15 protein-coding genes and 1 pseudogene are annotated in these 21,386 nt (G+C 59.1%); 8 read left to right on the top strand and 8 right to left on the bottom strand.

Annotated features, from left to right (window positions below; all coding sequences use genetic code 11):
• Positions 1–242 precede the first annotated feature (242 nt).
• The 3 genes and pseudogenes from AB8B29_RS22045 to AB8B29_RS22035 all read left to right on the top strand — a co-directional run.
• On the top strand, positions 243–1,259 hold the full coding sequence (locus AB8B29_RS22045; protein WP_162693776.1) for a GntR family transcriptional regulator: 1,017 nt from the start codon (positions 243–245) through the stop codon (positions 1,257–1,259).
• On the top strand, positions 1,249–2,583 hold the full coding sequence (locus tag AB8B29_RS22040; RefSeq protein ID WP_112442869.1) for an NAD(P)/FAD-dependent oxidoreductase: 1,335 nt from the start codon (positions 1,249–1,251) through the stop codon (positions 2,581–2,583). The genes AB8B29_RS22045 and AB8B29_RS22040 overlap by 11 nt, the downstream gene beginning before the upstream one ends.
• A 97-nt stretch (positions 2,584–2,680) precedes the next feature.
• Positions 2,681–2,856 (top strand): annotated as a pseudogene (locus AB8B29_RS22035) (non-homologous end-joining DNA ligase); the annotation flags it as partial.
• 17 nt (positions 2,857–2,873) lie between these two features.
• On the opposite strand, the gene AB8B29_RS22030 reads toward AB8B29_RS22035, so the two are convergent.
• From AB8B29_RS22030 to AB8B29_RS22000, 7 genes are all read right to left on the bottom strand, one after another.
• On the bottom strand, positions 2,874–3,296 hold the full coding sequence (locus AB8B29_RS22030; RefSeq protein ID WP_174157098.1) for a DoxX family protein: 423 nt from the start codon (positions 3,294–3,296) through the stop codon (positions 2,874–2,876).
• A gap of 219 nt (positions 3,297–3,515) precedes the next feature.
• Positions 3,516–4,742: an arsenite efflux MFS transporter ArsK gene (arsK, locus tag AB8B29_RS22025; protein ID WP_112442870.1), complete on the bottom strand. Its 1,227-nt coding sequence runs from the start codon at positions 4,740–4,742 to the stop codon at positions 3,516–3,518.
• A complete protein-coding gene (arsH, locus tag AB8B29_RS22020) occupies positions 4,739–5,464 on the bottom strand; it encodes an arsenical resistance protein ArsH (protein WP_162693777.1) in 726 nt (241 codons plus the stop codon). The genes arsK and arsH overlap by 4 nt, the downstream gene beginning before the upstream one ends.
• Positions 5,439–5,861 (bottom strand): arsenate reductase (glutaredoxin), encoded by a 423-nt coding sequence (arsC, locus tag AB8B29_RS22015; protein ID WP_037197596.1) that lies wholly within the window; start codon positions 5,859–5,861, stop codon positions 5,439–5,441. Before arsC ends, arsH begins: the two co-directional genes overlap by 26 nt.
• Complete coding sequence (locus AB8B29_RS22010) at positions 5,858–6,553, bottom strand: MIP/aquaporin family protein (protein WP_047558920.1); 696 nt, start codon at positions 6,551–6,553, stop codon at positions 5,858–5,860. Before AB8B29_RS22010 ends, arsC begins: the two co-directional genes overlap by 4 nt.
• Entirely contained in the window at positions 6,553–7,083 is a 531-nt protein-coding gene (locus tag AB8B29_RS22005) for an arsenate reductase ArsC (RefSeq protein WP_047558917.1), read from the bottom strand. The genes AB8B29_RS22010 and AB8B29_RS22005 overlap by 1 nt, the downstream gene beginning before the upstream one ends.
• A complete protein-coding gene (locus tag AB8B29_RS22000) occupies positions 7,080–7,436 on the bottom strand; it encodes an ArsR/SmtB family transcription factor (protein WP_113109022.1) in 357 nt (118 codons plus the stop codon). The genes AB8B29_RS22005 and AB8B29_RS22000 overlap by 4 nt, the downstream gene beginning before the upstream one ends.
• A 42-nt stretch (positions 7,437–7,478) precedes the next feature.
• On the opposite strand from AB8B29_RS22000, the gene AB8B29_RS21995 reads away from it, so the two are divergent.
• Together AB8B29_RS21995 and AB8B29_RS21990 are read left to right on the top strand one after the other, a co-directional pair.
• Positions 7,479–8,003, top strand: coding sequence for a DUF6428 family protein (locus tag AB8B29_RS21995; RefSeq protein WP_113109023.1), 525 nt, complete (start codon positions 7,479–7,481; stop codon positions 8,001–8,003).
• 236 nt (positions 8,004–8,239) lie between these two features.
• Positions 8,240–8,929 (top strand): gamma-glutamyl-gamma-aminobutyrate hydrolase family protein, encoded by a 690-nt coding sequence (locus tag AB8B29_RS21990; protein WP_113109024.1) that lies wholly within the window; start codon positions 8,240–8,242, stop codon positions 8,927–8,929.
• Positions 8,930–9,085: 156 nt separating this feature from the next.
• Here AB8B29_RS21990 and AB8B29_RS21985 read toward each other — a convergent pair whose 3' ends face one another.
• The gene (locus tag AB8B29_RS21985) at positions 9,086–14,965 is read right to left on the bottom strand and encodes a beta strand repeat-containing protein (protein ID WP_439006713.1); all 5,880 of its coding nucleotides are present in this window, start codon (positions 14,963–14,965) and stop codon (positions 9,086–9,088) included.
• Between the two features lie 891 nt (positions 14,966–15,856).
• On the opposite strand from AB8B29_RS21985, the gene AB8B29_RS21980 reads away from it, so the two are divergent.
• From AB8B29_RS21980 to AB8B29_RS21970, 3 genes are all read left to right on the top strand, one after another.
• The gene (locus tag AB8B29_RS21980) at positions 15,857–17,914 is read left to right on the top strand and encodes an O-linked N-acetylglucosamine transferase, SPINDLY family protein (protein ID WP_047640994.1); all 2,058 of its coding nucleotides are present in this window, start codon (positions 15,857–15,859) and stop codon (positions 17,912–17,914) included.
• Between the two features lie 28 nt (positions 17,915–17,942).
• Positions 17,943–19,190 carry a hypothetical protein gene (locus AB8B29_RS21975; protein WP_047640989.1) on the top strand — a complete coding sequence of 416 codons (1,248 nt, stop codon included), beginning with the start codon at positions 17,943–17,945 and terminating at the stop codon, positions 19,188–19,190.
• A gap of 383 nt (positions 19,191–19,573) precedes the next feature.
• Entirely contained in the window at positions 19,574–21,205 is a 1,632-nt protein-coding gene (locus AB8B29_RS21970) for a hypothetical protein (protein ID WP_113108547.1), read from the top strand.
• Positions 21,206–21,386 lie beyond the last annotated feature (181 nt).

The following is a 21,386-nucleotide window of genomic DNA, read 5'->3' as shown; positions in this document are numbered from 1 at the left end:
GCTGGCGGATATGCAGAAATCGATGAGGTGACGGCAGCCTGACGGCGATAGCGGCGGCCCGGCTTGAAGGAATTTTGTCATCCTGGAAGGGCTCTCATTTGTTATAGTTTTATATAACGATTATGTATCAATTGCTGATCTGTCAACGCACGCGACCAAAGAAACATAGCGCGCGCACGCACGCTGTGTTTCTGGATGCTTCGTCATTGACGCGCCTAATATTGTTCTATTACTGTGTAACAATGAAAACGCAGAATCCAATCCGCCTCGTGCTCGACCGCGCCCTGCCGGTGCCCCTCGGCGTCCAATTGCGGGGCTTGATTCAATGGGGAATTTCGTCTGGCGACCTGAAACCGGGCGACCGCCTTCCGTCCGTCCGCGATCTGGCGGACGAGACCGGCGTGGCACCGATGACGATCGTCCAGGTCTACCGCGAGATAAAAGAGGCCGGACTCATCGAGGGGCGGGTGGGCTCTGGCACGTTCGTCGCTCGCCCCGCGGACCCAATCGACCAGCGCCTCCAGGACTTTCACAGGCGTGTGGACGCAGTCCTGGATCAGGGCCTGGCTCTGGGCCTGAGCAACAGCGACATCGCAGGACTGATCGCGACGCGCTTGACCGCGAGGAGCGCCGGCGGGAGAACCTGGCAGCTGGTGATGGTCGGCAACTTTGCCCATACTACCGCAGCCTATGCTCGAGTGGCCACCTCGATACTCGGATCGGGCGTGATGATCGAGCCTGTCACCTTCGACGCACTCACCAAGGACGAAGGCGCGCTTCACCGGGCCGCCGCTGCCGACTTTGTCGTGGCCTCGCTCGTGCTCCAGCGGGAGGTGTCTGCTCTGCTTCCGGGGCAGCGCGTCGTCGCGATCGGCCTGATCCCATCAGAGGATACGCGCCGCGCGCTCGCGTCGATCGATCCCCGCGCCCGGGTTATCGCCGTGTCGCTCTTCCCGGACTTTCTGCCGATTTTGAGCTCCGGCGTCCGCCGGTTCGCACCTCATGTCGCAGTGCTCAATGCGGCGATGGTCGACAGCGATGAGTTGGGGGCGGCGCTCACTGACAACGACGTCGTTGTCTATTCTTCCGGTGCCGAAGCCGTCTTGGAGCTGCTTCCACCAGGCATGCCCGCCATCGAATATCGCCACACCCCCGACCCCGGCGACATCGAGCGGCTTCTTCGCCCCCTGCTCGAAGGCGCTGGCCCCATCGCTCGTCCCCGTACTTCCGGAAAGGAACCCGAAAGCCATGCCGACTGACGTCGAAGCAGTTTCCGACACCCCAGGCTTCCCCAGCGAAGTGGATGTCGTCGTGATCGGAGCAGGTATCGTTGGCGTATCCACTGCCTATGAGCTTGCCCGCAAGGGAGTGTCCGTGGCGCTGATCGACAAGGGTATCGTCGGCGGCGAGCAATCGAGCCGCAATTGGGGATGGGTCCGGCAGCAGAACCGCGACCCGTATGAGTTGGCGCTGGCCATGTACAGCTTACAGCGATGGGAGCAGCTCGGTCCAGAGCTCGGCCGCGACCTCGGTTTCCGCCGTGCCGGCATCCTATACTGCACCCGCCATCAGGCCGACCTGGATCGCTGGGAGAAATGGGGCGCAGCGGCGCGGGAACAGGGATTCCACAGCCAAATCCTCACCGCGTCCGAAATGAAGAAGCGCTCGCCCCTCAGCAGTTCGTCCTGGCTCGGAGGCGTGTGGTCGCCAACCGATGGCAAGGCCGAGCCAAGCTTGGCCGCTCCAGCCATCGCCGAAGGCGCCAAGCAGATCGGCGTCTCGCTGCATCAGAATTGCGCCGCTCGCGGCCTGGAGATTACCAACGGGCGAGTGGCAGGGGTTTGGACCGAACACGGCCTGATCAAGGCGAGCGCGGTTGTTTGCGCCGGTGGTGCCTGGACCTCCCGCTTCTGCCGCCATCACGGTATCGATCTTCCGGCCGCAAACATTGGCGGCACGGCCTTGCAGACGACGGCTGCTCCCGATGTCCTCGGTGCGGGCTGCGCCCACGTTTCGGATCTGGCACTGCGGCGACGCATCGATGGAACCTATACGCTTGCCATTCCTGGCCGCGGGACGGTCAGCATCGCTCCACAAGGCATGCGCTACGCTACCAAATTCTATCAGATGTATCGCAGCAAGATCGCAAAGAAACTCAAATATAGGCTCAATGGCAGTTTCTGGAATGGCCCCGAGGCTTGGGGCGGCTGGGACAATGATCAGGTATCGCCGTTCGAGAAAATACGGATCCTGGACCCGGCGCCGGACGCCCAACTGGTCAAGCAAGCCTTGATAACTGCCGTAAAGGAGTTTCCGGCTCTTGGAGGCATCGGTGTAGCTCGCTCCTGGGGCGGAATGATCGATACGTCGCCGGATCTGATCCCGGTCATATCGAAGGTCGACAAGGTGGCCGGCCTCGTCATCGCTTCCAGTTTCAGTGGCCACGGCTTCGGCATCGGACCAGGCGCCGGACGCCTCGCAAGCGAATTGGCTCTTGACGAAGACCCTTTCGTCGATCCGGCGCCCTACAGATTAAGCCGTTTCAGTGACGGCTCGGCTATCCGACCAGCTGAGATGATGTGAGCCGTTCACCGATCGCGCGATGATAAGGTGCTGCCGATCGGGCATCGGATCCACGGTGAATTTGATGGGAACGCCGCCGAAGTCATTATCGAACATACAGACGCTGGGCAGGCCCAAGACAAAACAACCGGTGGTGCCGCTTAAGGGCAAAGGTCTGGTCTTCGCCCAACCAACACCGATTGCGAGATCGAATTTCGTGGTTGGACCAACGCCGGCAATCTGCGCCGCCCGTCGTATAAGGGTCTATGTGCGGTTCAGAATCCGGCTTCCGTCCATGTAAAGCCGGACGCTCACGCCCCGCCAGGCCAACCCGCCCTGACGGCAAGCACGCTCCCCGGCCCGTGCACGGCGGCAAAGAACAGACCGGCTACAAAGGTAAAGTGGTCGACGAAGAAGCCGAACTCCGCCTGGTTGCCGGCCCAGTGCGACGGGCCATGGAATGAGAATCCGAGGAAGATCACATAAACGGCAGCAACGATCGCCGCCGGGGTGAAGAAGGCGCCAGTCAAGAAGGCAATGACTAGCAGCACTTCGAGGATCGCTGCACACCAGGCCAACAACGGCGAGAACGGGAAGCCGGCGGCGGCGATATAGCTGGCAGTGGCGCCCATATCCATGAATTTGAATGAGACGGCCATCATAAAGACGGCAGCGAAGATTAGGCGGGCGATGAGAATGGCGGCGGTCTGCCAAGCCGATTGAGCGTTTTCCACGATATCCCTCCGGGTTGAAGCGTTTAATGCTCCAAGGACGGCCAACAGAAGGGGGTTCCGACAGAGGCCGGGAAAATTTTTGCCGGGAGCGATCGCCTGCACCGGGGGAGCCCATCTTCACGTCATCTGCCGCTATGGAAAAGACCGCGCCGAAAACAGAGGCCTGCGTGATTTCATTCTCAGATGCAGAGGCGCTGCCATCTCCTTCCAGTTGGAAGGTTACCGTCCGTTTAGAAGAGGTTGGGGTCTGGTCAGTGGCCGCATCAGCCGCATGATGCCGAAGAACGCTGCAACGGCGACAGTGCCGAGTACGGCGGCGACAGACAGAGACCAGGATACGCCGATGTTTTCCATCATGAACGCCAGAATAAACGGTGCGGTCGATGAGATCATCAGACGAATGGCTAAGACTTGTCCCTGCCGCTTTCCGTAGCCCTCACTTCCAAATAGTGCCAGTGGCAAAGTCCCCTGCACGATGCTGTTCAGCCCCGACCCAAGACCGAAGACGACGGCAAACGCCAGTGCGCCCAGCACCGACGGCGCAGTGACTATCAAAACGACAAGAGCTGCCGGCAACAACACAGCGGAGATAAGCGCGAGCGTCAGTTGCGATAGACCACCCCCGAAGACCATGTTGGTGAAGCGGCTCAGCACCTGCGACGGGCCAAAAAGCATGCCGACCATCACGGCCATGGCTCCAAGCCCAAGTCCGGACAGCACGGGAACCATATGGACCAGCAGTGCTGCGTTGACGAAGCTCTCCAAGGCAAACCCCATGACCATCAGGATGAAGGCCGGCGTCCGGATCGACGGCGGAAGGCTTGGTTCGACATGCCTTGGCGCTTCGTTCTTCTCGCGTTTGCGGATTTCGCTGACGCTGTGCGACAACCACGCATGAATGGGAAGGCAGACCAGAAGATTGATCGCCGCGAAGATCAGATAGACGTTTTGCCAGGAGAGATGCGTATGCAACGCCGTCGTGATCGGCCAGAAGATCGTCGAAGCAAAGCCGGCGATCAGCGTCAGATAGGTAATGCTGCGCTGGGCAACCTTCGGCCTGATCTGGACGAGCAATGCGAAAGCCGCCCCATATTGCACCAGGTTGGATGCAGTCTCGATCGCGATCAGCGCGGCAACGAAGGCGACCTTGCCGGGAGCAAACGCGCAGGCGGCAAGCGCCGCAGCCGCGATCGCCGAGCCGGCCGTCATGATCCTGCCGGCGCCAAAGCGATCGATCCACTTGCCCATCGTTGGCGCGGCGAGACCGCCGATCAGGAGAGCCGCTGATAGCGCACCAAAAATCCATTCCGACGACCAGTTCAAATCCCGCGCCATATCCGGCGCGAGGATGCTGAAGCTGTAATAGAGCGTTCCGTAGCCGATGATCTGCGTGAGACCGAGGGCGAGGATTACGGCGATGGGTGGCCGTTCGTTGCTGGTGGTCATAGGGATTTCAGACTCACACGCTGCTCGAGCTTTTCTGCTTCTTCCTTCCGCTCGCTGTAACGATCGGTGAGGTAATCTGATGCGTCACGCGTCAGCCAGGTGAATTTGACCAGTTCCTCGCAGACGTCGACGACCCTGTCGTAAAAGGAGGATGGTTTCATCCGGCCGTCGGCGTCGAACTCCTGGAAGGCCTTGGCGACCGACGATTGGTTCGGGATGGTGATCATCCGCATCCAGCGCCCGAGAATCCGCAACTGATTGACGGCGTTAAACGATTGTGAGCCACCCGACACCTGCATCACTGCCAGCGTCTTGCCCTGCGTTGGCCGCACGGAGCCGACCGAGAGCGGTATCCAGTCGATCTGTGCCTTCATGATGCCAGTCATCGCACCATGGCGTTCCGGGCTGACCCAGACCTGACCCTCGGACCATGCTGACAACTCGCGCAGTTCCTGCACCTTCGGATGGCTGACCGGCGCGCCGTCGGGTAGCGGCAGACCTTCCGGATTGAATATCCGCACCTCGCAGCCGAAGTGCTCGAGCAACCGGCCGGCCTCATGCGCGAGGAAACGGCTGTAGGAGATGGCGCGCAGCGAGCCGTAGAGGATCAGGATGCGGGGCTTGTGCGTGGAGAACGGCGGCCGCAACGTCTCCAAGTCAATGTGGCACAGATGTGCCGGCGAAGCGGCTGGCAGATCAGACAATGCGCTTGCCCTCGGCATCGAGCACCTTCTCGCCGTCTTCCTTGGTGAAGGCGCCCTTGTGCGTTTCCGGCAGGATCTCGAGCACGACCTCCGATGGCCTGGACAGGCGCGTGCCGAGCGGTGTGATCACGAACGGCCGGTTGATCAGGATCGGGTCTTTCAACATTGCATCGAGCAGCTGATCGTCGGTCAAGGCAGGATTGTCGAGACCGAGCTCGGCGTAGGGCGTATCCTTCTGACGAATGGCTTCACGCACGCTGAGACGTGCGTCGGCGATCATCTTGGCGAGCTCTTCACGCGATGGCGGCGTCTTGAGATATTCAATGACGGTCGGGTCGATGCCAGCATTACGGATCATCGCCAACGTATTGCGCGAGGTGCCGCAGGCCGGATTGTGATAGATGGTGACGTTCATAGCTTTGCCTCTGACGATACGGTTGATGACGCACGTGGCTGCAGCAGCCAAGTGAACAGGATAAGGGCTGCGACCGCGCCGGCGATCTCCGCCACCCAGAAGCCCGGAAGATCGACCGGGCGAATGCCGGAGAAGGTATTGGTCAGCGAGCGGGCCAAGGCCACTGCCGGATTGGCGAAAGAGGTCGAGGCGGTGAACCAGTAGGCGGCGGTGATGTAAAGTCCGACCAACCACGGCACCGCCTTCTGTTCGAACTTGATGCCGGCAAGGATGGTCGCCACCAGCCCGAAGGTTGCAACACCTTCCGAGAACCATTGCGCGCCACCGGTGCGAACTCTGCTCGACAGCTCGATCAGCGGCAGGTCGAACATCAGATGCGCAGCCAGCGTGCCGACCACTCCTCCAGCAACCTGTGCCAGGACATACCCGCCAAAATCGCGCTTCGGCAGTACGCGCGACATTGCGAAGACCAGCGATACCGCCGGATTGAAGTGGGCGCCGGAGATCGGTCCGAGCACGGTGATCAGCACGACGAGGATGGCGCCTGTCGCCAAAGTGTTGCCGAGTAGCGCGAGCCCTACGTCCTGTGTCAGCGACGTTGCCATGATGCCCGATCCGACCACGGTCGCGACCAGCATCGCGGTGCCAAGGGTCTCGGCGACCAACCGGCGCGTCAGATCGAACCCGGCCATCAGTTTGCCTCGGCCTGCTTTTGGCTGGCGCCTTCCATCGCGCCGATCTGACGCAGGTGCGTTTCCAATGCGAGCTTGTCGATCGTAGCGAGCGGCAGGTTCACGAACAGCGATATACGGTTTTTCAGATATCTTGCGGCCTGAGCAAAGGCACGAGCCTTCTCGACTTCGTTGCCTTCGACGGCGGCGGGATCCTCGATTCCCCAGTGGGCAGTCATCGGATGGCCGATCCAGACCGGGCAGGCCTCGCCGGCGGCGCTGTCGCAGACCGTGAAGATGAAGTCCATTTCCGGTGCGCCCGGCTTGGCGAACTCGTCCCAGCCCTTCGAACGGAAGCCCGTAGACGGATAGCCCAGTGCTTCGAGTTCCTTCAATGCGTGCGGATTGACCTCGCCCTTCGGCTGGCTGCCGGCCGAATAGGCCTTGAAACGGCCCTTCCCTTCGGTGTTGAGGATCGACTCCGCCAGGATCGAGCGGGCGGAATTGCCGGTGCAGAGAAAGAGAACATTGTAAACGCGGTCGGTGGTCATCGCAGTTTCTCCTCCATTTTAGGAGTGCAGCAGGCCGCGACCTCCGCGGCGGGTGCACAAATTTCCGGGTGACCGGAGCAGCAATCTTCCATCAGGAAGCGGACCAGGCCGCCCAGGGATTCATAGTGGGCGGTGTAGATGATCGAGCGGGATTGTCGTTGCGCGGCAATCAACCCGGAATGCTCGAGCTCCTTGAGATGGAAGGAGATGTTCGACGGGGAGACCTCGACCTTCTCGGCCAAGGCGCCGGCAGCCATGCCCTCCGGACCGGCAACAACGAGCAGGCGCACGATCTGCAGGCGGGTTTCCTGAGAAAGGGCGGCGAAGGCGCCGAGGGCTTGACGCTGGTCCATATTTCAATCATCCTTGAATCATTGAAACGAGGAATACCGCAAATGAATGCGATCGACAACTCGAAAATTCAGCGCACCGATATCAGCCTTGGTTTGCTTCTCGAAACGCTGGCGACAGCGAAGGATCTGCCACTGGTGTTCCACTACGACGGTCGGTCTGTGAAGGGTGGCTATCATGTGACCGAGGTCAAAGCCGGCCAGTTCGCCGCGCTCGACTGCGGCGCCAACCCGGAAGCCTGGACGGAGATTTTCGTGCAGCTTTGGGATATTGACGAGGATGATCGCACCCATATGCCGGCCGGCAAGTTCGCGGCGATCATTCGCAAAGTGTCCGAACATGTGAAACTCGACGGCTCGGCCAAGCTGACCTTTGAGGTGAGCGATGGCGTGCAGCCGATGCAGCTTTACCAGGCAGCCTACCCTAACCTTCGCGCCGGTCAGGTCCATATCGAGCTTGCGGCACGGCCGGCAAGCTGCAAGCCCCGCGATCGCTGGCTTGCTGAGGAAACTGGAAAAGGCGTTAGCTGCTGCGGTCCTTCATCGCAAAAGAGCGCCTGCTGCGGATAAAAGTGAGAAAGACCGTATCGACGGAGCCCAGCTTATGCTCTTGCCCTCAGGGTATCGGTCGTCCCATCGCTTTAATTGGAAGGTCGACAGCCCAGTGTGAATGCCGAGAGCCCAACGAAATTGCGCTCGATTTAGATCCGAGTTTATACAGACGCCTGTACTTGTTTAAAGGCTGCTCATTTCGTGACGTAGGGGAATCTATGTTGAAATAAGCAAAGGTTGGAGGACCGGACCTCATGCATCAGCCCCGCATTGCCATCATTCTCGATGAGAACACGAGCACAGGCGGCACCCGCTACGAAGCGGCGAAGGGATATTTTCAGGCTATTCGGGATGCGGGAGGCCTACCTTTCGGCATCCCCTATCTGCCTGAAGTCGTGGATGTTGTTTTGAACGAGTTTGATGGCCTGGTGTCTGTGGGCGGCCGGTTCGCTTATCCCGACGATTGGTATATCCCCGGCGAAGTCTCCAAAGCCCCACCATCGGAACGCCTCGATGTCGAAAGAGCCATGGTTGAGGGCTACCTTGAGAGGAACAAGCCCGTCCTCGGCATTTGCGCGGGTATGCAGATGCTTGCCTGCCTGAGCGGATGTCGCCTCACACCCGACCTACGCGCATCCGTTCCTGCTGCGTCCGAGCACGACAAGCGAGGGCAACTGCATTTCGTCGATATCCTTCCAGGCTCGCGGCTGGCGGACATTATCGGCACGCTGCGCATTGAGGTGAACACTTTTCACCGCGAAGCGGTCGTGCAACTTTCGCCCGCCGTGATTGCGAGTGCCTGCGCAGAAGACGGTATCGTGGAGGCCATCGAAATCGTATCCAACGCGTTTGCGATTGGCCTTCAATGGCACCAGGAGCTATTTGCCGGAACGGACCATCCGGGAAACCGCGTTTTTCGTGGCTTCGTAGACGCGGCCTCATAAACTGTGGCCGCATCAACGGTTGAGACTGACGCTTTTTGCAACCGCTTGCTGGGCTTCCGCCACATAGCCGATCAAAAGTTCACGGCGCCTTGTAGGCGCCGTGAATATTTTCGTGTCGTTCGAGACTAATCGCACCGCAATCGCTGTGCGATTGGATTAGGCGGCGTGATAAGCCGCAATGACGGCTGCTACCTGATCAGTGTTCATAGCCTGCAGCTGTGTTGTCGTGATCGCTTGCAACTGACCGCTCGACAAGCTTCCGATATCCGTCGTCGACAGACCGGCAAGGGCTGTGGTGGTGATAGCCGCGATATCATCGGTTGAGAAGACCGCAATATCGGCCGTCGACAGCGCACCTATCTGACTTGAAGTCAAGGCTGCGGTCTGTGTCGAGCTCAAAGCCTCGACCTGTGTCGAGCTCAGTGCGCCGACCTGTGCGGTGGACAGACCCGTCACAGACTTTGTGCTGAGAGCACCAATCTGCGTGGTCGAAAGACCGGCGACGTTGTCCGTGGTCAGAGCGCCGACCTGGGCAGCGCTGAGAGTGCCAACCTGAGAGGTGCTGAGCGCACCGACCTGGGTCGAGGTCAGAGCATGGATCTGCGTGGTCTTGAGCGTCGCGACCTGAGCCGTCGTCAAGGCAGCAGCCTGATCAGACGATAGTGTCGCAACGTTGGTCTCCGACAGTCCTCCGAGAGCGGCGGTGTTGATGGCGGCGATATCCGCCGTCGACAGACCAGCGAGTTCTGCGCTGCTCAAGGCACCGATCTGAGTGGAGTTCAGGGCACCGACCTGAGCCGTGCCGAGTGCCGCGACATTGGCCGAGCCGAGTGCGCCGACCTGAGCGGTGGTGAGACCGGTGATCGACTTGGCGCTGAGGGCCGCGGCCTGCGTGGTCGACAGGCCCGCAACATTGTCCGTGGTCAGAGCACCGACCTGGGTCGAACTGAAAGCTCCAACCTGCGAGGTGCTGAGCGCACCGACCTGCGTCGAGGTCAGAGCGTGGATCTGCGTGGTCTTGAGCGTCGCGACCTGAGCCGTGGTCAAAGCGGCAGCCTGATCAGACGACAGGGCTGCGACATTGGCCTCCGACAGTCCTCCGAGAGCGGCGGTGTTGATGGCGGCGATATCCGCCGTCGACAGACCAGCGAGTTCTGCGCTGCTCAAGGCACCGATCTGAGTGGAGTTCAGGGCACCGACCTGAGCCGTGGAGAGTGCCGCGACATTGGCCGAGCCGAGTACACCGACCTGAGCGGTGGTGAGACCGGTGATCGACTTGGCGCTAAGCGCTGCGGCCTGCGTGGTCGACAGGCCCGCAACATTGTCCGTGGTCAAGGCCCCGACCTGGGCAGCGCTGAGAGTGCCGACCTGCGAGGTGCTGAGCGCACCGACCTGGGTCGACGTCAGAGCATGGATCTGCGTGGTCTTGAGCGTCGCGACCTGAGCCGTGGTCAAGGCGGCAGCCTGATCAGACGACAGGGCTGCGACATTGGTCTCCGACAGTCCTCCGAGAGCGGCGGTGTTGATGGCGGCGATATCCGCCGTCGACAGACCAGCAAGCTCAGCGCTGCTCAAGGCACCGATCTGAGTGGAGTTCAGGGCACCGACCTGAGCCGTGCTGAGTGCCGCGACATTGGCCGAGCCGAGTGCGCCGACCTGAGCGGTGGTAAGACCGGTGATCGACTTGGCGCTAAGCGCTGCGGCCTGCGTGGTCGACAGTCCGGCGACATTGTCCGTGGTCAGAGCACCGACCTGGGTTGCGCTGAAAGCTCCAACCTGAGAGGTGCTGAGCGCACCGACCTGGGTCGAGGTCAGGGCGTTGACCTGCGTGGTCTTGAGTGTCGCGACCTGAGCCGTGGTCAAGGCGGCAGCCTGATCAGACGACAGGGCCGCGACATTGGCCGTCGACAGACCGGCAAGCGCCGCGGTGTTGATCGCTGCGATGTCGGCGGTCGAGAAGGTAGCGATGTCAGCCGTCGACAAGGCCCCGATTTGTGCGGAGTTCAACGAACCGACAAGCGTGGGGCTCAAAGCCTCGACCTGTGTCGAGCTTAGGGCACCGACCTGAGCGGTCGACAGACCGGTCACGGACTTTGAGGTGAGAGCACCAATCTGCGTGGTCGAAAGACCGGCGACGTTGTCCGTGGTCAGAGCGCCGACCTGGGCAGCGCTGAGAGTGCCAACCTGAGAGGTGCTGAGCGCACCGACCTGGGTCGAGGTCAGAGCATGGATCTGCGTGGTCTTGAGCGTCGCGACCTGAGCCGTCGTCAAGGCAGCAGCCTGATCAGACGATAGTGTCGCAACGTTGGTCTCCGACAGTCCTCCGAGAGCGGCGGTGTTGATGGCGGCGATATCCGCCGTCGACAGACCAGCGAGTTCTGCGCTGCTCAAGGCACCGATCTGAGTGGAGTTCAGGGCACCGACCTGAGCCGTGCTGAGTGCCGCGACATTGGCCGAGCCGAGTGCGCCGACCTGAGCGGTGGTAAGACCGGTGATCGACTTGGCGCTGAGGGCTGCGGCCTGCGTGGTCGACAGTCCGGCGACATTGTCGGTAGTCAGAGCACCGACCTGGGTCGAACTGAAAGCTCCAACCTGAGAGGTGCTGAGCGCACCGACCTGGGTCGAGGTCAGGGCGTTGACCTGTGTGGTCTTCAGTGTAGCAACCTGCGCCGTGGTCAAGGCGGCAGCCTGATCGGACGACAGGGCTGCGACATTGGCCGTCGACAGACCGGCAAGCGCCGCGGTGTTGATTGCTGCGATGTCGGCGGTCGAGAAGCTGGCGATGTCAGCGCTGCTCAAGGCACCAATTTGTGCGGAGTTCAACGAACCGACAAGCGCGGGGCTCAAAGCCTCGACCTGTGTCGAGCTCAGTGCACCGACCTGAGCGGTGGACAGACCCGTCACAGACTTTGAGGTGAGAGCACCAATCTGCGTGGTCGAAAGACCGGCGACATTGTCCGTGGTCAGTGCACCGACCTGGGCAGCGCTGAGAGTGCCGACCTGAGAGGTGCTGAGCGCACCGACCTGGCTCGACGTCAGAGCATGGATCTGCGTGGTCTTCAGTGTAGCAACCTGTGCCGTCGTCAAGGCAGCTGCCTGGTCGGACGACAAGACCGCGACATTGGCCGTCGACAGTCCTCCGAGAGCGGCGGTGTTGATGGCGGCGATATCCGCCGTCGACAGACCGGCGATTTCGTCGCTGCTCAAAGCGCCGATCTGAGTAGAGTTCAGGGCACCGACCTGAGCCGTGGAGAGTGCCGCGACATTGGCCGAGCCGAGTGCGCCGACCTGAGCGGTGGTGAGACCGGTGATCGACTTGGCGCTGAGGGCCGCGGCCTGCGTGGTCGACAGGCCCGCAACATTGTCGGTAGTCAGAGCACCGACCTGGGTCGAACTGAAAGCTCCAACCTGAGAGGTGCTGAGCGCACCGACCTGGGTCGAGGTCAGAGCGTGGATCTGCGTGGTCTTGAGCGTCGCGACCTGAGCCGTGGTCAAAGCGGCAGCCTGATCAGACGACAGGGCTGCAACATTGGCCTCCGACAGTCCTCCGAGGGCGGCGGTGTTGATGGCGGCGATATCCGCCGTCGACAGACCAGCAAGCTCAGCGCTGCTCAAGGCACCGATCTGAGTGGAGTTCAGGGCACCGACCTGAGCCGTGGAGAGTGCCGCGACATTGGCCGAGCCGAGTACACCGACCTGAGCGGTGGTAAGACCGGTGATCGACTTGGCGCTAAGCGCTGCGGCCTGCGTGGTCGACAGTCCGGCGACATTGTCCGTGGTCAGAGCACCGACCTGGGCAGCGCTGAAAGCTCCAACCTGCGAGGTGCTGAGCGCACCGACCTGGGTCGACGTCAGAGCATGGATCTGCGTGGTCTTGAGCGTAGCAACCTGTGCCGTCGTCAACGCAGCAGCCTGGTCAGACGATAGTGTCGCAACGTTACCCGTTGAGAGACCGGCAAGCGCCGCGGTGTTGATGGCGGCGATATCGGCGGTCGACAGACCGGCAAGCTCAGCGCTGCTCAAGGCACCGATCTGAGTGGAGTTCAGGGCACCGACCTGAGCCGTGGAGAGTGCCGCGACATTGGCCGAGCCAAGTACACCGACCTGAGCGGTGGTGAGACCGGTGATCGACTTGGCGCTAAGCGCTGCGGCCTGCGTGGTCGACAGTCCGGCGACATTGTCCGTGGTCAGAGCACCGACCTGGGTTGCGCTGAAAGCTCCAACCTGAGAGGTGCTGAGCGCACCGACCTGGGTCGAGGTCAGGGCGTTGACCTGCGTGGTCTTGAGTGTCGCGACCTGAGCCGTGGTCAAGGCGGCAGCCTGATCAGACGACAGGGCCGCGACATTGGCCGTCGACAGACCGGCAAGCGCCGCGGTGTTGATCGCTGCGATGTCGGCGGTCGAGAAGGTAGCGATGTCAGCCGTCGACAAGGCCCCGATTTGTGCGGAGTTCAACGAACCGACAAGCGTGGGGCTCAAAGCCTCGACCTGTGTCGAGCTTAGGGCACCGACCTGAGCGGTCGACAGACCGGTCACGGACTTTGAGGTGAGAGCACCAATCTGCGTGGTCGAAAGACCGGCGACGTTGTCGGTCGTGAGGGCACCGACCTGAGCGGCATTCAAGGTGCCGACCTGAGAGGTGCTGAGCGCACCGACCTGGGTCGACGTCAGAGCATGGATCTGCGTGGTCTTGAGCGTAGCAACCTGTGCCGTGGTCAAAGCGGCAGCCTGATCGGACGACAAGACCGCGACATTGGCCGTCGACAGACCGGCAAGAGCGGCAGTCGTGATGGCGGCGATGTCGGCGGTCGAGAAGCTGGCGATATCGTCTGTCGACAAGGCACCGATCTGGGCAGAATTCAACGAACCGATAAGGACGGGGCTCAGCGCCTCGACCTGTGTCGAACTCAGCGCGCCGACCTGAGCGGTGGACAGACCCGTCACAGACTTTGAGGTGAGAGCACCAATCTGCGTGGTCGAAAGACCGGCGACGTTGTCGGTCGTGAGGGCACCGACCTGGGTCGAACTGAAAGTTCCGACCTGCGAGGTGCTGAGCGCACCGACCTGGGTCGATGTCAGAGCATGGATCTGCGTGGTCTTGAGCGTCGCGACCTGGGCCGTGGTCAAGGCAGCAGCCTGATCGGACGACAGGATTGCGATATTGGCCGTTGATAAGCTGCCCAGTGCTGCGGTGTTGATGGCAGCGATGTCAGCGGTCGACAGACCAGCGATCTCGGCGCTGCTCAAAGCACCGATCTGAGCAGAGCTCAGGGCGCCGACCTGAGCGGTCGTCAGGGCGGCAACCTTGTCGGAACCGAGCGCACCGACCTGGGCCGTGGTGAAGCCGGCGACCGACTTGGCGCTAAGCGCTGCAACCTGGGTGGTCGACAGGCCCGCGACATTGTCCGTGGTGAGAGCACCGACCTGGGTCGAACTGAAAGTTCCGACCTGCGAGGTGCTGAGTGCACCGACTTGGGTCGAGGTCAGAGCATGGATCTGAGTGGTTTTCAGCACAGCAACCTGTGCCGTGGTCAAGGCGGCAGCCTGATCGGACGACAAGACCGCGACATTGGCCGTCGACAGACCGGCAAGAGCGGCAGTCGTGATGGCGGCGATGTCGGCGGTCGAGAAGCCGGCAATGTCATCCGTCGACAAGGCGCCGATCTGGGCGGAGCTCAAGACGTGGACCTGTGAGGTGGTCAAAGCCTCAGCCTGCGCCGAGCCAAATCCCCCAATCTGATCCGCGCTAAAGGCGGCGACCTGCTCTGTGCTCAGGTTTTCTATTTTTGTCGTGTCGAGAACCGCCAATTGGCTCAGGCTGAGACCCTTGATCGCGCTGGCGGATACCGCGCTCATCTGATCGGTCGTCAGGGCTGCGACCTCGTCGGTCTGCAGCGCTTTGATCTGTGATGAGGAAAGCGCTTTGATTTGCGTGGTGCTCAATGCTGCCACGTCACTGGTCGTGAGAGATGCGATGACGGTGGTGGAAAGAGATTTGATCTGATTGACGGTCAAAGAAGAAATGATTGAGGTCATTGGTGTGGGGGCCCCTAATGTTAACCTATAGCTGATGCCATTTCTCTGACGTCGACAGCGTAAAAGAGCGCGCCTGTCTCTTGACCGGGGCTTCGGACGCAGGTCGCGCCGAAACCCCGACACCCACGTGGTCAGAGGCGGTTATTGCGCCTGCCACTCAAGTGTCCTGCCGGACGGAAAGAATGTTGTGAGAAACATGGCTCGCGAAAGCCGAAGCGCTGGAAGGGCTTCATGCACGCAGGGTCCGTAACGACCCTGATCCCAACGCCTTCGTATAAACGTCTCGCTAGCGCTGAGCCGTTTGATCAAAATCTTGACTTCAGCACACGCTAATGTTGCGTCATCAGCCCGTGTCTTAACCAGAGAATTAATGGGCCGCCTTTAATTTACGGTTAACGTGGCACAACTTTTACCAGAAGCCACGAAAAACAACCGGGGATATACTTATATTAATCCACAATCCGCGAGAGAGCTTGCGGACATACAAGCTTAATTCCTGTATTCCGCTCGAAGAAATCAATAATTACGGCGAAGTCAAATTAACCTTTGGGAAATACGCATTATTTTTTCAATACAACTAGTTATATCCCGCAATATATGGCATATAACATTAAAATTATGCTATAAATCTCTCATATTTACATAATGCATAAAAAATATCACATTTTAATTGCAAAAAATGCCTTGGTTTAACTGAGTTATACATATCGCGCCGCCCAATAAGATCATTTGTTCGTTATTGATACAATAATTAATTAATAAAATCGAATATTGACCGCACATGCGCGAAATAGTGACAAGCTCAAAGCAAGCTAGCATCGATACACGAGAGCAATGCCACTTCCTCCGGCTTCGAACCCGACCGGAAGACCATTTACTGCTAGGATGCATATGCTCGTTAACAATGCAGTTGCCCCGGATGTTCCGCCTCCGCTCGTAGAGCTCCTGAACAGGGCGCGAAATCAGCACCTATCCCTTTCCGAGTTACTGCAACTCGTTGAGAGCCTCAGCGAGACGGGTCAAGCACGGCTGGCGTCAGAGCTTTACAGAACGTGGATCGCGTTCAACGACACGCATCCGTTGCTGCACGTTGTCTACTTCAATTACTCCGTCATTTTGCGGCAGTTGGGGGATGTGGCTGGAGCGATTCACGCGCTGCGCGCCTGTTTGAAAATTGATCCGCGATTCGGGCAGGCACACATCAACCTTGGTCGGGCACTCGAAGATTGCGGTTCAACCGGCCAGGCAGTCCAGCAATGGTACAGTTACCTGGATGCCACGAATGAAATCACGGCGGAACGAGCAGGTCATCGTTTGATGATGCTGCAGCATGTCGGCCGCGTTCTCGAAAACGCAGGTCATTTCGAAAAGGCAGAAACGGCGCTATGGCAAGCTATCGAGTTGCGGCCGGACAAAACCGAATCAGCTCAGCATTGGACGTCACTGCGGCAGCGCCAATGCAAATGGCCAACATTGGTTGGCTCGGATCATGTTTCAACACGACAATTGCTCGACGCGATGTCTCCGTTGACGCTTGCCTGCCACGTCGACGATCCCTTGTTTCAGCTTGCCAAAGCTTATCGCTACAATAAGCAACTGGTCGGACAACCCGATCTTAAGAACTTCCCACGCAAGCAGCCACGGATGAAAACCGGAACCGAACAGCGCTTGCGTGTCGGCTATGTATCGTCAGATTTGCGGGATCACGCTGTGGGCTTCGCGCTCAGCGAGGTTCTCGAGCTACATGACAAGCGTAGCGTCGAAGTTTTCGCTTATTATTGCGGTGAGCCGCGAACGAACGATGCGACACAGGAACGGATCAAAATCGCCATCGACTCTTGGCGTGATATTACCGGGCTCAGCGATATCGATGCGGCCGCACAGATTGGTGCGGACGAAATCGACATCCTCATCGACGTCAACGGCTATACAAAGCATGCGAGAACGGGAATCTTTGCCTTCCGCCCAGCCCCGGTGATCGTCAATTTCTGCGGCTACCCCGGTTCCATGGGCAGCCCCTATCATCAATATATCATTGCGGACGACCAAATCATTCCGCCCGAAAATGAAATCTATTTCACGGAAAAGGTGCTGCGGATCGCGTGTGATCAACCTGTCGATCGCAAACGGCTCATAGGCTCCCGGCCAAGCCGCCCGGAAGCAGGACTGCCTGAGAATAATTTTATATTTGCCTGCTTTAACGGCATGCAGAAAATCACCGCCGCATGCTTTGCTCGCTGGATGACGATACTTTCGGCAGTTCCCGACAGCGTTTTGTGGTTGCTTGGCGGCGATGACGATGTCAATCAGCGCCTGCGCCAAATAGCAGCGCAACATGGCGTTGCCGCCGAACGCCTAATTTTCGCGCCTAAGGCTGCCAACCCAGACCATCTTGCTCGAATTGGGTTGGCCGACCTCTTCCTCGATACCTTCCCTTACGGCGCTCACTCTACGGCATCAGATGCTCTGACGATGGGCTTGCCGGTTCTTACCTTTCCCGGGAGAGGCTTCGCCGCGCGTTTCTGCGCCAGCATCGTTTCTGCAGCGGGCGTCGGTGAACTGATTTGTCACGGACCGGATGATTATGTGGCGAAGGCCATCGATCTTGCGCGGCAATCTGGTCGGTTAAGGGCGATCAGAGAAGCATTGCAACGCCAGCGAGACACGAGCGCCTTGCGCGACATGCCGGGTACGGCACGGCGCCTTGAACAGTTGTTCTGGCAAATGCAGGGCGAATCTGAGCGTGGTGAAACTCCAACGCCGGATTTGCGTAATCTCGACCTATACTACGAAATCGGGGCGGAGATCGTTTTGGAGAATGTGGAGTTCCAAGACGACCGAACTTACAGGCACCGATACATCGAAAAGTTGATCCAGCGGCACGACTATACACCAGTCTCGCCCGACGGCCGCCTGTGGGCAGAGCTGCCACTCCAAATCCGTAACTAACGCACTCATTTCAAGCAGTGAGAATTGTATGGCCCCTGTTGTACTTGTGACATTTGCCGGCAGGCAGAAGAGAATGGAAATTCTGAACGACTACATCCGCGAAGCGATGGATCGCGGAATAATAGACGAGTGGCATATTTGGGATTTCACGCGTTCACAGAACGACCATGAATGGATCAGCCGCGAATTTGGCCCGGCGCGCTATATGGGATCCGGCGCCCAATATCAGTTGGCGGGAGCCGTTACCAACCAGTCTTGGTTCCGCGCGAGCGCGTCGATCACCAATGATCTTCATATTGCGATCTTGCCACATGATGATAGCGACCACTTTTTCGAAATCGTCATAGGCGGCTGGGACAATCAGTATACGGCTCTGCGCAAACTTCCGCGCAGTGAATTGATGAATTCCGAACGTCCAAATGATTCGGCGACATGGACGAGGTCAACGCCTGGTATTCTCTCTCCGGGTATGCCTAATCAGATCGTTCTCAAAAGTGACGCGGGCGGTGTTCAACTACACGTCAATCACGTGCTCGTCGGCCAATGGCAGGAAATCAATTTGCCATTTGGCGCATCGATCATGGTGCGTGGAGGATGGGGTGCCGGTTTGGAGCTCGGCAACTCCGGCTCACGCATACAGCGTTTCCTCGGCAATCCGGACGAGAGGCCCCCATACTGGCAGGCCTACAATTACTACGCAACCAGGCTGCAGAGGTTTTCGGATACGGTATTTTTGAAGTGTGACGATGACATTGTCTACGTGGACGTCGATAAGCTCGACGGCTTTATAGAATTTAGACGGAGCAACCCGAACTACTTCATCGTTTCGGCCAATGTCGTGAACAATGGAGTGTGTGCGTACTGGCAGCAGGTCGCAGGATCGCTTCCTGATCGGCTCGGCCAATTTGAACATCCGCCGGGAGGATTTGGTGGAAGCTTGTGGCAGAGCGGGAAGCGCGCGACTGAGCTCCATGACTTCTTCTTGCAAAGCCATGACAAGCGACTGCCGTTGCCTGCTCAGGTTGTTGAGTGGAAAGGGCGTCAGTCGATCAATTTTATTTCCTGGCTTGGGAAGGATTTGGTGCATATGGCGCTGCCAAAGGGCGATGATGAGGCCCAGTTGACGATCGATTTACCAGAGCTTCTGGGGCGTCTTACAGCTATCTATTCTGACTTTATGGTGAGCCATCTGAGTTTCGGCCCGCAAGAAAACGGACTTGATGTCGACCGCCTGATCGATGCCTACAGTGCCTTGATGCAGGCAAGGAGAAAATAGCCCCCGCCCCTCTCCCGTGCTTGAACTACCCCAGATCACTCGGCGCGGCATCACAGTTGGTATGTTGGCGGCTTTTAAAATTTCCGCTCCAAAGAATCTCCATGTAATGCGAATCAACGTGAAGCCCGCTAGGGTAAATTTTAAATTAACGGATGCTGCAACTCTTGGGATACTCGCATTCCTAGACGCCGGAACACTCTTTCCGTCTAACGGGACGCTCAAATGGTCGATGCCAAAAGCGGCTTCTGATCATAACAGTTACGCGAACTTCAGGAGCAAGCACATCCACGGCAGTTGCCAAAAGACCCGCGTGCTCCCTTCACACCATCGGTTGCGGAGAGGTGACATTTGAAATCGGTTAATATTGCGGAGCCCACACGCTGATGACCTCAATCATTTCTTCTCTGACCGCCAACCAGATCAGATCTCTTTCCACCACGGTAATCGCGTCTCTGACCACCAATGACGTGGTCGCGCTGAACTCCACGCAGGTCAAGACGCTTTCGTCAGCTCAGATTGCTGCTTTGCGAACCGATGATATCGCAATCCTGACGACCGGGCAGATCAGTGCCATATCCGTTAGCGGGATCAAGGGCCTCAGTCTGAGCCAGTTGGCCGTTCTTGACGCGACCAGGATTGCGAGCCTTGGCACGGCACAAGTCACGGCCCTGAGCACCAATCAAATCGAGGATTTGGATTCTTCACAGATTGAGGCTTTGACATCGTCCCAATTTGGAGCCTTTGGCTCGGCGCAGGTCGCGGCCTTGTCGACCGCCGATATCGCGGAATTATCGACCGCCGATATTGCGGCGATCACTCCAACAGCAATGTCCGGACTGTCGACGGACGATGTCGCCGCGCTTTCTACTGGCCAGCTCGCCGCCCTGAAGACGGGTCAGATCGCAGCCCTGAAGACCAGCCAGGTCAAAGTGCTGACCACCCTCCAGATCACCACGTTGACCGCTGCCCAGATCGGTGCTTTCAGCTCGGTGCAGGTCGCGGCCCTGACCACCGCCGATATTGCAGAATTGACGACCGCCGATATTGCAGCGATCACTTCAACAGCAATGTCCGGACTGTCGGCGGCCAATGTCGCCGCACTTTCTACTGGCCAGTTCGCCGCCCTGAAGACAGGTCAGATCGCAGCCCTGAAAACCAGCCAGGTCAAAGTGCTGACCACCCTCCAGGTCACTAGCTTGACCACTGCCCAGATCGGTGCTTTCGGCTCTGCGCAAGTCGCGGTCCTGACCACCGACAATATTGCAGCCCTCTCGACCAGCCAGATCTCCGCCCTAAGCTCGAGGTCCGTGGCAGGGCTCACCACCGCCCAGATCGACACCTTGAGCTCCAGCCAGATTGAAGCTCTCGGCTCCGCACTTGTCGGAGTCCTCGGCTCGGCGCAGATCGCGGCCCTGACGACTGCAGATATTGCAGAATTGTCGACCACCAGTATTGCAGCGATCACTTCAGCAGCAATGTCCGGACTATCGGCGGCCAACATCGCAGCACTTTCTACTGGCCAAGTCGCCGTCCTGAAGACGGGTCAAATCGCAGCCTTGAAGACCAGCCAGGTCAAAGTGCTGACCACCCTTCAGGTCACTACGTTGACCACTGCCCAGATCGGTGCTTTCGGCTCTGCGCAAGTCGCGGCTCTGACCACCGACAATATTGCAGCCCTCTCGACCAGCCAGATCGCCGCCCTAAGCTCGAGGTCCGTGGCAGGGCTCACCACCGCCCAGATCGACACTTTGAGCTCCAGCCAGATTGGGGCTTTCGGCACAGCACAGGTCAGAGCCTTTGGCTCGGCGCAGGTCGCAGCCCTGACGACCGCAGATATTGCAGAATTGTCGACCGCCAATATCGCAGCCATCAATCGAACGGCATTATCGGGGTTGTCGACAACGGATATCGCGAACCTGAAGAGTGATCAATTGTTGGCGATCACAACTGCTCAGTTGCAAGCGCTGGATTCGGGACAGGTTGGCGCAATCATCGCGGCGTATCATGCGGTCTGATGGGCTTGTCATCTAAGCAGCTCATCAAGGTTATGCAGGATCGGTCGATAAAATGAGCTGCCACCATTCCAATGAGCCCGCGGACGTGCTGATTGGAGCAAGTTGACATCGCCGTCGATGGCACGATCTGCCGGATATCCGCCGCCGTGACCTCCGTGAAGGCGATTGCCCATCGACAAGA

This window comes from Rhizobium sp. 11_C7_N12_5, assembly GCF_051811145.1.
GTDB classification, from domain to species: Bacteria; Pseudomonadota; Alphaproteobacteria; order Rhizobiales; family Rhizobiaceae; genus Rhizobium; species Rhizobium lusitanum.
The sequence above is the reverse complement of the archived record's forward strand: the minus strand, read 5'-3'. Positions and strand labels throughout refer to the sequence as shown.